Source organism: Klebsiella sp. 10982 (assembly GCF_048589245.1).
Classification (GTDB): Bacteria; Pseudomonadota; Gammaproteobacteria; order Enterobacterales; family Enterobacteriaceae; genus Klebsiella; species Klebsiella quasivariicola.
The window spans coordinates 1-15,254 of record NZ_JBMAXV010000046.1; the positions used below are offsets into that span (position 1 = coordinate 1).

The following is a 15,254-nucleotide window of genomic DNA, read 5'->3' on the forward strand; positions in this document are numbered from 1 at the left end:
CCGGCACAAAATCAACCCGCTGATCGGCTCGGCGGGGGTGTCGGCGGTGCCGATGGCGGCCAGGGTGTCGAACAAGGTGGGCCTGGACGCGGACGGGCAGAACTTCCTGCTGATGCACGCGATGGGCCCGAACGTGGCGGGGGTGATCGGCTCGGCGATCGCCGCCGGGGTGATGCTCAAGTACGTGCTGGCGATGTAGGCCAGCCTGTTCCCGCGGCTGGCATGTCGGCCGCGGGGATCTCTCATAAGGAGACGGTGATGAATGAAACCATAGCATGCTGTCCGGAAAACCGGACATCGACACGGGAGGCGGTGGTTGACGCCATGCTGACGTCAGGCGATGAAATCGCGCAACTGCAGCCGGCACTGAATCTGCTGACTCCTCCGCTGAACGTCGCGCCTGGCGAAGCGCTGCTGGCCAGCTGTTATGAAGCTGGCGCCGATCGCGACACCGGCGATGCAAGTGCCTTTCCGGCGGCGGTCGTGCACCCTGCGGCGCCCTCGCTGCAGCGCAGCGGCCTGCTGTGCATGGCGGCCGGGGCGCTCAGCGCCCGGCATCTTCCGCTGACGCACAACCGGCTGTGCGACGTGGCGGGGCAGTTCGCCCGCGCGCTTCCCGACGGCGACGAAGAGGCGGGCAGCGGATTTTATACCGTGCGCAGCATTTCCCTGCCCGTTTACCGGCGTCTGCTGCGGGATAACCATTCCCACGGCGTCTGTCTGCAGCAGGCGCTGCTGCATCTGCTGGCCTGGAAGAGCGAGTCGCCCTGGGCGCGACAGCAGGCGCAGCGCCTGCTCTGGCAGGGAGGCGTGCTGGGTGAGAAGGGGGAGTTTGCGCTACTGACGCTGGATGACGGACTGCGTGAGCGCCAGATAGTCTGGCCCGCGCTGAGATCGCTGCTGGCGGTGACCGGGTTTCTGGTGAGATTCCCGGCCGGTCCGGTATTTAGCGATTAACGAGGCTCCCCGGAAGGGGGGAGGCATTTAGTTAGTGGCCGGGTATTCCTGCACGGCAATATGGAGCGTGATTTTCTTATCATCACGCATGATAACCACCGGAATTTCCGATCCCGGGCGGATCTCGGCCACCTGATCCATCGTCTCCAGCGCCGAGACGGCGGGTTTGTCATTCACGGAGATGATCACGTCATTGGCGCGGATCCCGGCTTGTGCCGCCGGTCCGTCCGGTGCCACATCGTTAACCACGATCCCCTGAATCTGATCGATCCCACCGCCCTGCGCGTGCAGCGGGGCGATCTCCCGACCGCTAATACCGATATAGCCACGGATCACCCGACCATCACGGATCAGCTTATCCATAATTTTGGTCGCTAACTGGAACGGGATTGCAAAGCCAATGCCTTCCGGCGTTTCGCCATCATTACTCTTATCGAAGGAGAGGGTGTTAATCCCCATCAGCTCGCCGAGCGAGTTCACCAGCGCTCCACCCGAGTTACCGTGGTTGATCGAGGCGTCAGTCTGCAGGAAGTTCTGACGACCGGTTGGGTTGAGGCCAATACGCCCTGTGGCGCTGATGATCCCCTGAGTGATGGTCTGCCCCAGGTTATAAGGGTTGCCTATCGCCAGCACCACATCGCCAATATGCGGCGTGCGTTTCGGGTTAATCGGGATCACCGGCAGCCCGCCGGTAGCATTGATCTTGAGCACGGCGAGATCGGTGAGGGAATCGGAGCCTACCAGCAGCGCTTCGAAGACGCGGCCGTCCTGCAGGGCGACGATAATCTGATCCGCATCGTTGATAACATGCTTGTTGGTCAGGATATAGCCGCGCTGATCCATGATCACTCCGGAACCCAGCGTCAGCTGATTATGGCTGGTGCTGTTCAGGGCACGGTTATAGACGTTCACCACGGCGGGGGCCGCGCGACGCACCGCAGCGTTATAGCTCGCCGGGGAGTCGTCTGCCGTATCGTTCTGAGTGATCGGCGTCAGCTGCCACTGGCGCAGTGAGGGCATCAGGGCCAGCAGCAAGCCCCCAACAATCAAACCGATGAGTACTGAACGTAATAACTTTCCAGGCATGATGCAGATATCGTTAATGAATGGTCAGGCGCAGCATAGCATGAGTTGTCCGGACATCGCACATGGCGGCGATGTCCGGGGCGAAATCAGCGCAGCAGCAGGTAAATGCTTTCATTACCACGGATCACGTTCAGGGCGATAACCGGCGGTTTGCCTTCGAGCACTTTGCGCAGTTCGGCAATCGAGTGAATACGCTCCCGGTTAAGGCCAATGATAATGTCATCTTTATGCAAGCCGACCTGGGCGGCGGCGCTGCCTTTATCCACATTATCGATCACCACCCCTTTGGTGCCATCTTTCATCTGGCCGTCGCTGAACGAGGCGCCCTGCAGAGCCGGGATAATCAGCTCCGCGCTGGCGGTGGAGGAAGTGCTCTTATCCAGGGTCACTTCGACATCGACCGGTTTTCCATCGCGCAGCAGTCCCAGTTTGACTTTAGTCCCCGGCTCGGTGGTCGCGATTCGCGAGCGCAGTTCGGCGAAACTGTTCAGCGGTTTGCCGTTCAGGCTCACGATGACGTCGCCGGATTTGATCCCCGCTTTGGCGGAACCGGAGTTTGGCAGGACTTCACTAACAAAGGCGCCACGCTGAACGTCAAGATTCATCGCCTTGGCGATGTCGGCGCTCATTTCCATGCCTTTAATGCCCAGCAGGCCGCGTTTGATTTCGCCAAACTGGATGAGCTGGTCGGCAAGGGTTTTCGCCATATTACTCGGGATGGCAAAGCCGATGCCGACGCTACCGCCGCCCGGCGCCAGAATAGCGGTATTAATGCCGATAAGCTCGCCGTTGAGATTCAGCAGCGCGCCGCCGGAATTGCCGCGGTTAATCGAGGCGTCGGTCTGAATGAAATTCTCCAGTCCTTCCAGGTTCAGGCCGCTGCGGCCAAGGGCAGAGATAATGCCGGAGGTGGCGGTCTGGCCAAGGCCGAACGGGTTGCCGACGGCGACGGCGAAATCGCCGACGCGGAGTTTATCGGAGTCAGCAATGGCGATTTGCGTCAGGTTCGCCGGCTTAATCAGCTCCAGCAGAGCGATATCGCTCTGTTCATCGCTGCCGACCAGTTTGGCATCGAATTCACGGCCATCGTTGAGCTGGACGCTGATCTTCTGCGCCTGATTAATGACGTGATTATTGGTCAGCACGTAGCCTTTCGCTGCGTCGATGATGACACCGGAGCCAAGCCCTTCAAACGGCTGCGCCTGCTCCTGCGGGGCGTTATCGCCAAAATATTTCTTCAGCTCTTCCGGCATATTGAGCGTCGGCGAGGCAGTGCCTTCCACCTGCACGCTGACCACCGCCGGCAGGACTTTTTCCAGCATCGGCGCCAGGCTCGGTAACGCGCCCTGGCCGGGCACCTGAGTCGGTAAAGATGCTGCTGCCGGAGGCAGAACCGACAACGATAACCCAATGCTTAACGCTAACGCACTCAACAGCAAAGTCTGTTTCTTCATTAGATGCTGGCTCTCGTAACCTGAGGTGTATGGGAAAACGTCCTGAATAGCCTGATGTTATTGAATTTTTGCACAGGTAACAATGTGGGTACTGGTTTAAATTGTAGCCGGGAAGTGGGGGAAGGAGCGGGCGCAGCAGGTGCGCCCGGAGAAAATTTAATCAGAAGTAATTCATTAATCGCGTTTTGCACCACCACGCAGCAAACCGGATGCGCCTTCGGAATAGTCGCGCGGCATCTGGACCGGTGCCTGATCGTTGCTGGCTTCAGACTCTTCCAGGCGGTTGCGGAACGGGTTGGCGTCTGCCATAGAGTCCGGCAGCAGGTTGTTAGAGCTTTTCGCCATATGCTGATACAGCTGACGATAGTCATGCGCCATGTTATCTAACAGTTCGGCGCTGCGCGCAAAGTGGCTCACCAGCTCTTCACGGTACTCTTCAAGCTCGGCTTTATTCTTTTCCAGTTCAAACTGCAGCGCCTGCTGCTGGCGCAGTTTGCGGTTGCCGAAACGCATGGCGACGGCACCAATGATGATACCGACGACTAACCCAATTAGCGCGTATTCCCAGGTCATGAACATCTCCCGTTGTTTTGTGGTTCCGTAGGGTGGCTGTTAGGCTCTCCGCCTGCGCCCGATAGTGCCACTATAACCGCTAATTCCACAGAAGTGGAATCCTGGCGTATCATCGCGTAGTGTAGAACGGCCTTTTTTTCGTCAATCGTGAGCTTCGGCATTACGGTTTTCAAGGAATAACAATTAGATCATGCAAAGCCTGTCTCCAACATCGCGTTACCTTTTAGCCCTGAAAGAGGGCAGCCATCAACCCGACGACGTCCAGCAAGAAGCGGTGAGCCGCCTTGATACCATTTACCAGGAACTGCAGACTCAGCCCGCGCCCGTCGCGTCTGGCGGCGGTTTGCGCGCGAAATTCGGCAAACTGCTGGGTAAGCGCGAACCGGCTGCCGAGGCGGCACCTGTCCGCGGCCTGTATATGTGGGGCGGCGTAGGGCGGGGGAAAACCTGGCTGATGGACCTGTTTTACCAGAGCCTGCCGGGCGAGCGTAAGCAGCGCCTGCATTTCCATCGCTTTATGCTGCGGGTTCACGAAGAGCTGACCACCCTGCAGGGCCATAGCGACCCGCTGGAGATTGTCGCCGACCGCTTTAAAGCGGAAACCGACGTGCTCTGCTTCGACGAGTTTTTTGTCTCCGATATTACCGACGCCATGCTGCTGGGCGGGCTGATGAAAGCCCTGTTTGCCCGCGGCATCACCCTGGTCGCCACCTCCAATATTCCGCCGGATGAGCTCTATCGCAATGGCTTGCAGCGTGCCCGTTTTCTGCCCGCTATCGACGCCATCAAGCAGCATTGCGATATTATGAACGTCGATGCCGGAATCGATTATCGCTTGCGTACCCTGACGCAAGCGCACCTGTGGTTGTCGCCGCTGAATAACGACACGCGTGAACAGATGGATAAACTGTGGCTCGCGCTGGCCGGCGCGCCGCGCGCTGCCGGGCCGACGCTGGAGGTCAACCACCGTGAGCTGCCGACCCTCGGCGTGGAAAACCAGACGCTGGCGGCATCATTCGCCACGCTGTGCGTGGATGCGCGCAGTCAGCATGACTATATCGCGCTCTCCCGCCTGTTCCATACCGTGATGCTGTTCGACGTGCCGGTGATGACCGCGCAGCTGGAAAGCGAAGCCCGGCGCTTTATCGCCCTGGTGGATGAGTTCTATGAGCGTCATGTCAAACTGGTGGTCAGCGCCGCGGTACCGCTGTACGACATTTACCAGGGCGAGCGGCTGAAGTTTGAGTTCCAGCGCTGTCTGTCGCGTCTGCAGGAGATGCAGAGCGAAGAGTATCTCAAGCGTCCGCATATGCCCTGACAGGGCACTTTTTCAGGCGGATTCAGGGCCGCAAGGCTGTCCCGGGACCTGCCTGAAAAATCTCATAAAGGGGTCGATCTTTGACCCCGACTTCTCTATAATCTTGCGACCCCACGTTACGAGAAGGTTTTTTTCCCGAAACTTTCTATGCGCCGGCATAGGCTATTCGAAGGGGTAGGTTTGCTGGACAATGTCGTGTGAACCTCAACTGACTAAACGTTTGGGTGTTCACCAACGTGTAACTTATTATTTGGGTAAGCTTTTAATGAAAACTTTTACAGCTAAACCAGAAACCGTAAAACGCGACTGGTATGTTGTTGACGCGACCGGTAAAACTCTGGGCCGTCTGGCTACTGAACTGGCTCGTCGCCTGCGCGGTAAGCACAAAGCGGAATACACTCCGCACGTTGATACCGGTGATTACATCATCGTTCTGAACGCAGAAAAAGTTGCTGTTACCGGCAACAAGCGCGAAGACAAAATGTACTACCACCACACCGGCCACATCGGTGGTATCAAAGAAGCGACCTTTGAAGAGATGATTGCCCGCCGTCCTGAGCGTGTGATTGAAATCGCGGTTAAAGGCATGCTGCCAAAAGGCCCGCTGGGTCGTGCTATGTACCGTAAACTGAAAGTTTACGCGGGTAACGAGCACAACCACGCGGCACAGCAACCGCAAGTTCTTGACATCTAATCGGGATTATAGGCAATGGCTGAAAATCAATACTACGGCACTGGTCGCCGCAAAAGTTCCGCAGCTCGCGTTTTCATCAAACCGGGCAACGGCAAAATCGTTATCAACCAGCGTTCTCTGGAACAGTACTTCGGTCGCGAAACTGCCCGCATGGTAGTTCGCCAGCCGCTGGAACTGGTCGACATGGTTGAGAAACTGGATCTGTACATCACTGTTAAAGGTGGTGGTATCTCTGGTCAGGCTGGTGCGATCCGTCACGGTATCACCCGCGCTCTGATGGAGTACGACGAGTCCCTGCGTTCTGAACTGCGTAAAGCTGGCTTCGTTACTCGTGACGCTCGTCAGGTTGAACGTAAGAAAGTCGGTCTGCGTAAAGCACGTCGTCGTCCGCAGTTCTCCAAACGTTAATTGTTTTCTGCTCACGCAGAACAATTTGCGAAAAAACCCGCTTCGGCGGGTTTTTTTATGGATAAAACGGCTGTTATCCACAAGCATAGCGCCGGTTCTCGCCACTTTTTCAGCATTTCCAGAATCCCCTCACCACAACGTCTTCAAAATCTGGTAAACTATCATCCAATTTTCTGCCCAAATGCTGGTGATTGTTCATTTTTTGTTTTATTCGTGAACGAAGGTGACATCACGCTACTGGGGTTTTTACATCTGGCTGGCCATGAGTGGCTGGCAGCAGTACAAAATTCTGAATATACCTGGAGGTTTTCATGGCTGTCGCTGCCAACAAACGTTCGGTAATGACGCTGTTTTCTGGTCCTACTGACATCTATAGCCATCAGGTCCGCATTGTGCTGGCCGAAAAGGGTGTCAGTTTTGAGATAGAGCACGTGGAGAAGGACAACCCGCCTCAGGATCTGATTGACCTCAACCCGAATCAAAGCGTACCGACGCTGGTGGATCGTGAGCTCACTCTGTGGGAATCCCGCATCATTATGGAGTATCTGGATGAGCGTTTCCCGCACCCGCCGTTAATGCCGGTTTATCCGGTGGCGCGTGGTGAAAGCCGCCTGTATATGCAACGTATCGAGAAGGACTGGTATTCGCTGATGAATACCATCCAGAGCGGTACCGCAGCACAAGCTGATGCTGCGCGTAAGCAGCTACGTGAAGAACTGCTGGCCATCGCGCCGGTCTTCACCCAGAAACCTTACTTCCTGAGCGATGAGTTCAGCCTGGTAGACTGCTACCTGGCGCCGCTGCTGTGGCGTCTGCCGGTTCTCGGTGTGGAACTGGTTGGCGCAGGTGCGAAAGAGCTCAAAGGCTATATGACTCGCGTATTTGAGCGTGATTCCTTCCTCGCTTCTTTAACTGAAGCCGAGCGTGAAATGCGCCTCGGTCGGGGCTAAATAATGGATGTATCACAGCTGACGCCGCGTCGCCCGTATCTGTTACGGGCGTTTTATGACTGGCTGCTGGATAACCAGCTGACGCCGCACCTGGTGGTGGATGTCACGCTGCCGGGTGTGCTCGTGCCGATGGAGTACGCGCGCGACGGGCAAATCGTTCTCAACATTGCCCCGCGTGCGGTCGGCAATCTCGAGCTGGCGAACGATGAAGTGCGCTTTAACGCGCGCTTTGGCGGCGTGCCGCGTAACGTTTCTGTCCCGCTGGCTGCGGTACTCGCTATCTATGCCCGTGAGAACGGCGCCGGTACGATGTTTGAACCGGAAGCGGCTTATGACGAAGACGTCAGCAGCCTCAACGATGATGATGTCGCGCCTGAGAGCGAAAACGAAACGGTGATGTCGGTGATTGATGGCGATAAGCCGGATAATCACGACGACGATCCTGACGACACGCCGCCGCCGCGCGGTGGTCGCCCGGCGCTGCGCGTGGTGAAGTAAATCCTTTCTCTGACAGGCCCTGCGGGGCCTGTTTTTTTACCTGTCTGCTTTGTTAACCCCGCCACACATCGCACGTCCTGCGGCTGATACTGTTACGCTAAACGTATCGTTCAGGGAGCAGGAATGTCTTTATTGGCTCAACTAAATTCGCGTATACACCATCATGGTGGGTTAATCGTTTCCTGCCAGCCGGTACCGGGCAGTCCGCTGGATAACCCCGCTATCGTCGCGGCAATGGCGCTGGCGGCCGAACAGGCGGGAGCGGTGGCGCTACGCATAGAAGGGCTGGCCAACCTGCAGGCCGTTCGTCCGTTAGTGACGGTGCCCGTTATTGGGTTGATCAAACGCGATCTGCCCGATAGCCCGGTGCGAATTACCCCGTGGCTTGCGGATGTGAATGCCCTGGCGCAGGCCGGGGCCGATATCATTGCTTTCGATGGCACGCGGCGGCGGCGTCCGGCCACCGTTTCGTCACTGTTAGCTGAAATTCACCAGCAGGGGAAAGTGGCGATGGCCGATTGCTCATCTCTCGACGACGCCCTCGAGTGCTGGCAGTTGGGCGCTGAGATTATCGGTACCACCCTCTCGGGCTATACCGCGAATGAGACACCTGTTGAGCCGGACCTGGCGCTGGTGAAAAGCCTGAGCGTGGCAGGCTGCAGGGTGATTGCCGAGGGGCGCTATAACACGCCAGCCCAGGCGGCGGAGGCGATGCGCTGCGGCGCGTGGGCGGTGACCGTCGGCTCGGCGATCACTCGCTTAGAGCATATCTGCGGCTGGTATAATTCGGCGCTGAAAGCGGCGGTTTGCCCGGCGAATGAGCAATAAAAAAGCCCGATGGCGTTAACCATCGGGCTTTTATGCGCTGAGGCTCAGAGCCTAATCAGACCTCGAGGTAGTTGAGGATCCCGTCCGCCGCTTTCCGGCCTTCGGCAATCGCTGTCACCACCAGGTCGGAACCGCGAACGATATCGCCACCGGCGAAGATTTTCGGGTTGCTGGTCTGGAAGGCGTTGTCGCTGCCTTCCGGCGCAATGATACGGCCCTGAGAGTCCAGCTCGACGCTGTGCTTCGCCAGCCACTCCATGCTGTGGGGACGGAAACCAAACGCCATCACTACGGCGTCTGCCGGCACCACATGCTCTGAACCAGGGACGATCTCCGCGCGACGGCGGCCTTTCGCGTCCGGCTGGCCCATTTCGGTGCGCGCCATCTTCACGCCGCACACTTTGCCATTGGCATTCACTTCCACACCCAGCGGCTGGACGTTGAACTGGAACTCAACGCCTTCCTCACGCGCGTTTTTCACTTCGCGTTTTGAACCCGGCATGTTCTCTTCGTCACGACGATAGGCGCAGATCACGTGCGCCGCATTCTGACGAATGGAGGTCCGCACGCAGTCCATCGCGGTGTCGCCACCGCCGAGCACGACCACGCGTTTGCCTTCCATGCTGACATAGGGCTCATCGGCCGTTTCGCCAAAGCCCATGATCTGTTTGGTGTTAGCGATCAGGAACGGCAGCGCGTCGTAGACGCCCGGGGCGTCTTCGTTGTCCAGTCCACCGCGCATCGACTGATAGGTGCCAACGCCGAGGAACACGGCATCGTACTCTTTCAGCAGGTCGTCGAGCTGCACGTCCCGGCCCACTTCGGTATTGAGTTTGAACTCAATCCCCATGCCGGTGAAGATCTCCCGGCGGCGGGTCATTACCTCTTTTTCCAGCTTGAACGCCGGAATACCGAAGGTCAGGAGGCCGCCGATTTCCGGATGGCGGTCAAACACCACCGCTTTAACGCCGTTACGGGTCAACACGTCGGCACAGGCGAGGCCCGCCGGTCCGGCGCCGATGATCGCGACGGTTTTACCGGTCGGCTTCACGCCGGAGAGATCCGGGCGCCAGCCCATTTCGAACGCTTTGTCATTGATATAGCGCTCGATGTTGCCGATGGTCACCGCGCCGAACTCATCGTTCAGCGTACAGGAGCCTTCACACAGGCGGTCCTGCGGGCAAACGCGCCCGCAGACTTCCGGCAGGGTGTTGGTCTGATGCGACAGCTCAGCCGCCTCAAAAATACGCCCCTCGTTGGCCAGCTTCAGCCAGTTCGGGATGTAGTTATGCACCGGGCACTTCCATTCGCAGTACGGGTTGCCGCAGGAGAGGCAGCGATCTGCCTGCGCCTTGGCCTGGCCTTCTGAAAACGGCTCGTAAATTTCCACAAACTCAATTTTACGGATCTTCAGCGGTTTCTTTGGCGGATCAACGCGCTGCAGGTCGATAAATTGATAAACGTTCTGACTCATCTTAACCCCTTACTGCGCCTGCACCCGCAGCTCAGCTGCGGAACGACTACGGTGACCCAACAGTGCTTTAACATCGCTGGACTTCGGTTTAACCAGCGCAAACTTCGCGGAGAAGGCCGGCCAGTTGGCGAGGATCTCTTCGCCACGTTGCGAACCGGTAAGCTGCACGTGTTCGGTGATTAAACCGCGCAGGTGCTCTTCATGGATAGCCAGGGAATCAACGTCCAGCACTTCCACCAGTTCCGGGTTCACGCGTTTACGGAAGTCGCCATCTTCATCCAGGACATAAGCAAAGCCGCCGGTCATCCCTGCGCCAAAGTTGACGCCGGTTTTACCGAGCACGCAGACGATGCCGCCGGTCATATATTCACAGCCGTTGTCACCGATGCCTTCCACCACGGTAATGGCGCCGGAGTTACGCACGGCGAAACGCTCACCCGCGCGGCCTGCGGCGTACAGACGACCACCGGTCGCGCCGTACAGGCAGGTGTTGCCGATAATGCTGGCTTCATGGCTGCGGAACGCAGAGCCGACCGGAGGACGAATGGCCAGCAGACCGCCCGCCATGCCTTTACCGACATAGTCGTTGGCATCGCCGGTCAGATGCAGCTCTACGCCACCGGCGTTCCACACGCCGAAGCTCTGCCCCGCGGTACCACTAAAGTGAGCGACGATCGGGTCGCCCGCCAGTCCCTGGTCGCCATGGGTCTGGGCGATATACCCGGACAGCGAGGCCCCCACGGAGCGGTCAGTGTTGCGGATATCAAACCAGAACGTCTTGCTCTGCTTTTCATCCACGTACGGTTTCGCCTGCTGCAGCAGCTGGGCGTTGAGCACGCCGTTATCGAACGGCGGGTTGTTTTCGGTGCAGTACAACGCTTTGCCCGGATGCGGCTCTGCGGTCTCCAGCAGTTTACCCAGATCCAGTTTCTGCTGCTTGGCAGTAAACCCATCCAGCTCTTTGAGCAGATCGGTGCGGCCGATCAGATCCACCAGACGCTTGACGCCCAGCTGGGCCATCAGCTCGCGGGTCTCACGGGCGATAAATTCAAAGTAGTTGGTCACTTTGAACGGCAGACCGTGATAGTGGTTCTTACGCAGTTTGTCATCCTGAGTCGCCACGCCGGTCGCGCAGTTGTTCAGGTGGCAAATACGCAGGTATTTACAGCCCAGCGCGACCATCGGGCCGGTACCGAAACCGAAGCTCTCTGCGCCGAGGATCGCCGCTTTGATGATATCGAGGCCGGTTTTCAGGCCGCCATCCACCTGCAGACGGATCTTATGACGCAGACCGTTAGCGACCAGCGCCTGCTGGGTTTCCACCAGGCCAAGCTCCCACGGACAGCCGGCATATTTCACCGAAGAGAGCGGGCTCGCTCCGGTGCCGCCGTCGTAGCCGGCAATGGTGATCAGATCGGCATAGGCTTTGGCCACGCCGGTGGCGATGGTGCCAACGCCCGGTTCAGAAACCAGTTTGACCGAAATCATCGCTTTCGGGTTGACCTGCTTGAGGTCGAAAATCAGCTGCGCCAAATCCTCGATAGAGTAGATATCGTGGTGCGGCGGCGGGGAGATCAGTGTCACGCCCGGAACGGAATAGCGCAGTTTGGCGATGTACGGGGTGACTTTATCACCCGGCAACTGACCGCCTTCACCCGGCTTCGCCCCCTGGGCGACTTTGATCTGGATAACGTCGGCGTTGACCAGATAGGCTGGCGTGACGCCGAAGCGGCCGGACGCCACCTGCTTGATGCGCGACACTTTATTGGTGCCGTAGCGCGCCGGGTCTTCGCCGCCTTCACCGGAGTTAGAGAAGCCGCCGATGCTGTTCATCGCTTCCGCCAGCGATTCGTGCGCTTCCGGGCTCAGGGCGCCGATCGACATCGCCGCGGTATCGAAGCGTTTGAACAGCTCTTTCGCCGGTTCTACGTCGTCGATACTGACAGCGTCTTCGCCTGGATTGAGCGCCAGCAGATCGCGCAGCGTGGCCGCCGGACGTTCGTTAACCAGTTTCGCGTATTGTTGATAGTCGCTGTATTCGCCGCTCTGCACGGCTTTCTGCAGGGTCTGAACCACGTCCGGGTTGTAGGCGTGATATTCGCCGCCGTGCACGAACTTCAGCAGGCCGCCCTGAGCCAGTGGCTTACGTGCCAGCCAGGCGCGTTTCGACAGATTCAGCAGATCCTGCTGGAAATCGTCGAAGCCGGCGCCGCCGATACGGCTGACCACGCCCTGGAAGCAGAGATCGGAAACCTCGCGATGCAGACCGACCGCTTCGAACAGCTTCGAGCAGCGGTAGGACGCGATGGTCGAGATCCCCATCTTCGACATGATCTTGTACAGACCTTTGTTGATACCGTTGCGATAGTTCAGCATCACCGCACGGTACGCTTTATCGATGGCTTTGCTGTCGACCAGCTTCGCCAGCGTTTCATAGGCGAGGTACGGGTAGATAGCCGTCGCACCGAAGCCGAGCAGCACGGCGAAGTGGTGCGGATCGCGGGCGCTGGCGGTTTCAACGATGATGTTGGCATCGCAACGCAGACTTTTATCGACCAGACGGGTCTGGATTGCGCCAACGGCCATTGGCGCCGGTACCGGCAGACGGTCTTTGGCGATGTTGCGGTCGGACAGCACCAGCAGCACGGTGCCGTTGCGCACCATTTGCTCCGCTTTGTCACACAGCGCTTTCACCGTCTCGCCGAGGGAGGCCTCTGCCGGATTGAAAGTGATGTCGAGGACGTCGGCACGGTAGTGCTCTTCTTCCATCGTTGTCAGCTGTTTGAAATCGGAGTACAGCAGGATCGGCGATTTGAAACTCAGACGATGGGCCTGGCCTTCCGCTTCGCAGAAGACGTTCATTTCGCGACCGATGCTGGTGGCCAGCGACATAACATGGGCTTCACGCAGCGGATCGATCGGTGGGTTCGTCACCTGGGCAAACTGCTGACGGAAGTAATCGTAGATAATACGCGGCTGACTGGAGAGCACGGCGAAAGGCGTGTCATCGCCCATTGAGCCGACCGCTTCCTGGCCATTCTCGCCGAGCACGCGCAGGACGGAATCCAGCTCTTCCGCACTGTAGTTAAACTGTTTCTGGAAGCTGGCGAGCGTGTCGTCGTCCAGCTGGCGGCTGCCAACTTCTTCGTCCGGCAGATCTTCGAACGGTACCAGGCGACGAACGTTTTTCTCCATCCACTCTTTATACGGATGGCGGCTTTTCAGATCGTCATCGGTTTCCGCCGAGTGCAGAATGCGTCCGGCACGGGTATCGATAACCATCAGCTCGCCTGGGCCCACGCGGCCTTTCTCGACCACTTCGTCCGGCTGGTAGTCCCAGATACCGACTTCAGAGGCGCAGGTGATGAGCTTATCTTTGGTAATGACGTAGCGCGCCGGGCGCAGGCCATTACGATCGAGGTTACAGGCAGCGTAGCGGCCATCGGACATGACGATGCCCGCCGGGCCGTCCCACGGCTCCATATGCATGGAGTTAAAGTCGAAGAACGAACGCAGCTCCGGATCCATATCCGGGTTGTTCTGCCAGGCTGGCGGCACCAGCAGGCGCATGGCGCGCACGATATCCATCCCGCCGGCCAGCAGCAGCTCCAGCATGTTGTCCATTGAACTGGAGTCAGAGCCGGTTTCGTTAACGAACGGCGCGGCGTCGTGCAGATCCGGGATCAGCGGGGTCTGGAACTTATAGGTACGGGCGCGGGCCCACTGGCGGTTGCCGGTGATGGTGTTGATTTCACCGTTGTGCGCCAGGTAGCGGAACGGTTGCGCCAGCGGCCAGCGCGGCACGGTGTTAGTGGAGAAGCGCTGGTGGAACAGGCAAATAGCCGACTCCAGGCGCAGGTCCGCGAGGTCCAGGTAGAAGCGCGGCAAATCCGCCGGCATACACAGACCTTTATAGATATTGACCAGGTTCGACAGGCTACAAACGTAGAAATCTTTGTCATCCTGCAGGCGTTTTTCAATGCGACGACGCGCAATAAACAGACGGCGCTCCATATCGCGCGGGCGCCAGCCAGCCGGGGCGTTCACAAAGATTTGCTCAATACGGGGCAGCGAGGAGAGGGCGATTTCACCGAGCACGCCTTCGTTGGTCGGCACATCGCGCCAGCCGACAATCGACAGGGTCTCAAGTTGAAGTTCTTCTTCAACGATGCGGCGCGCCGCTTTAGCCAGCTCAGGATCTTTATTCAGGAACAGCATCCCAACGGCGTAGTTTTTGGCTAAACGCCAGCCGCGCTCTTCAGCAACGATGCGGAAGAAACGATCGGGTTTTTGCAGCAGCAGACCGCAACCGTCGCCGGTTTTACCATCGGCAAGGATTGCGCCACGGTGCTGCATGCGGGCCAGTGCGTGTATCGCGGTTCGCACTACCTTGTGGCTAGGTTCGCCTTCTATGTGGGCGATCAGGCCGAAACCACAGTTATCCCTCTCAAGGGATTTGTCGTACAACATATCAGTGAACCTCCCCAGGCTCTACGGACACCCTCCGATACCGATTGCGCACAGGCACAGAAAGAGCGTGGCGACGGGGTTTGCACCTCGCATTCGCCCTCTTTAAATCCTTTTCGCATCGGTACACAAGTTTGAGGACTTGCTGTTAAGAGGGAATCTCAATTACTGCATAAATATGATGAGCAGAGTGCTCATCCAGAAAGCTTCCAGCGGATTCCCAACTTATCGGGAATCCACACTTACGTCAAATGGCAATCTTATTAATACAAAAATGTGCTATACAGCATTTAACTTGTTGTTTTTATTGTAAATTATACCTTTTTTTATGCTTTGTAAACGCCTGAGGAAGGATGAGGTAGTGTGATCTGTCTCACTATGCACGCGGCTTTGCATTACCGTTATGCGCTAAAATATAACCTACTGTTAGTATATTTAGCTGCATACATTTTATCTGGTAGATATTAATACTGTTTTTTATCATGTAGAAGATTAGGGCTACCAGCACGCTAAATATAAGCAAAACTCATCACCTCACTGGTGAATG

The 15,254-nt window shown here is 57.7% G+C and carries 14 protein-coding genes; 9 read left to right on the forward strand and 5 right to left on the reverse strand.

Annotation, left to right across the window (positions count from 1 at the left end):
* Together ACKLKD_RS23715 and ACKLKD_RS23720 are read left to right on the forward strand one after the other, a co-directional pair.
* On the forward strand, positions 1–199 hold a 199-nt coding region (locus ACKLKD_RS23715), incomplete at its 5' end, for a sodium ion-translocating decarboxylase subunit beta (RefSeq protein WP_165393940.1).
* A 59-nt stretch (positions 200–258) separates the two neighbouring features.
* The gene (locus ACKLKD_RS23720; RefSeq protein ID WP_025713348.1) at positions 259–957 is read left to right on the forward strand and encodes a hypothetical protein; all 699 of its coding nucleotides are present in this window, start codon (positions 259–261) and stop codon (positions 955–957) included.
* A 27-nt stretch (positions 958–984) separates the two neighbouring features.
* On the opposite strand, the gene degS is transcribed toward ACKLKD_RS23720, so the two are convergent.
* The 3 genes from degS to zapG all read right to left on the reverse strand — a co-directional run bounded on the left by degS (position 985) and on the right by zapG (position 4,070).
* Entirely contained in the window at positions 985–2,043 is a 1,059-nt protein-coding gene (gene degS / locus ACKLKD_RS23725; RefSeq protein ID WP_025713347.1) for an outer membrane-stress sensor serine endopeptidase DegS, read from the reverse strand.
* Between the two features lie 86 nt (positions 2,044–2,129).
* A complete protein-coding gene (gene degQ, locus ACKLKD_RS23730) occupies positions 2,130–3,497 on the reverse strand; it encodes a serine endoprotease DegQ (protein ID WP_025713346.1) in 1,368 nt (455 codons plus the stop codon).
* A 174-nt stretch (positions 3,498–3,671) separates the two neighbouring features.
* Positions 3,672–4,070, reverse strand: a complete 399-nt coding sequence (gene zapG, locus ACKLKD_RS23735; RefSeq protein WP_012540461.1) for a Z-ring associated protein ZapG — start codon at positions 4,068–4,070, stop codon at positions 3,672–3,674.
* Between the two features lie 190 nt (positions 4,071–4,260).
* Here zapG and zapE point away from each other — a divergent pair, with 190 nt between their 5' ends.
* The 7 genes from zapE to ACKLKD_RS23770 all read left to right on the forward strand — a co-directional run bounded on the left by zapE (position 4,261) and on the right by ACKLKD_RS23770 (position 8,766).
* Positions 4,261–5,388, forward strand: a complete 1,128-nt coding sequence (zapE, locus tag ACKLKD_RS23740; RefSeq protein ID WP_025713345.1) for a cell division protein ZapE — start codon at positions 4,261–4,263, stop codon at positions 5,386–5,388.
* Between the two features lie 265 nt (positions 5,389–5,653).
* Positions 5,654–6,082 carry a 50S ribosomal protein L13 gene (gene rplM, locus ACKLKD_RS23745; protein WP_002918559.1) on the forward strand — a complete coding sequence of 143 codons (429 nt, stop codon included), beginning with the start codon at positions 5,654–5,656 and terminating at the stop codon, positions 6,080–6,082.
* Between the two features lie 15 nt (positions 6,083–6,097).
* Entirely contained in the window at positions 6,098–6,490 is a 393-nt protein-coding gene (gene rpsI, locus ACKLKD_RS23750) for a 30S ribosomal protein S9 (RefSeq protein WP_000829818.1), read from the forward strand.
* Positions 6,491–6,547: 57 nt separating this feature from the next.
* Positions 6,548–6,832, forward strand: coding sequence for a hypothetical protein (locus ACKLKD_RS23755; protein WP_136026098.1), 285 nt, complete (start codon positions 6,548–6,550; stop codon positions 6,830–6,832).
* Entirely contained in the window at positions 6,802–7,440 is a 639-nt protein-coding gene (sspA, locus tag ACKLKD_RS23760) for a stringent starvation protein SspA (RefSeq protein ID WP_002918467.1), read from the forward strand. Before ACKLKD_RS23755 ends, sspA begins: the two co-directional genes overlap by 31 nt.
* A 3-nt stretch (positions 7,441–7,443) precedes the next feature.
* The gene (gene sspB / locus ACKLKD_RS23765; protein ID WP_025713344.1) at positions 7,444–7,938 is read left to right on the forward strand and encodes a ClpXP protease specificity-enhancing factor; all 495 of its coding nucleotides are present in this window, start codon (positions 7,444–7,446) and stop codon (positions 7,936–7,938) included.
* A gap of 123 nt (positions 7,939–8,061) precedes the next feature.
* Complete coding sequence (locus ACKLKD_RS23770; RefSeq protein WP_025713343.1) at positions 8,062–8,766, forward strand: N-acetylmannosamine-6-phosphate 2-epimerase; 705 nt, start codon at positions 8,062–8,064, stop codon at positions 8,764–8,766.
* Positions 8,767–8,821: 55 nt separating this feature from the next.
* On the opposite strand, the gene gltD is transcribed toward ACKLKD_RS23770, so the two are convergent.
* A complete protein-coding gene (gene gltD, locus ACKLKD_RS23775) occupies positions 8,822–10,240 on the reverse strand; it encodes a glutamate synthase subunit GltD (protein ID WP_025713342.1) in 1,419 nt (472 codons plus the stop codon).
* A 9-nt stretch (positions 10,241–10,249) separates the two neighbouring features.
* Positions 10,250–14,710 (reverse strand): glutamate synthase large subunit, encoded by a 4,461-nt coding sequence (gene gltB / locus ACKLKD_RS23780; protein ID WP_042929552.1) that lies wholly within the window; start codon positions 14,708–14,710, stop codon positions 10,250–10,252.
* Positions 14,711–15,254 lie beyond the last annotated feature (544 nt).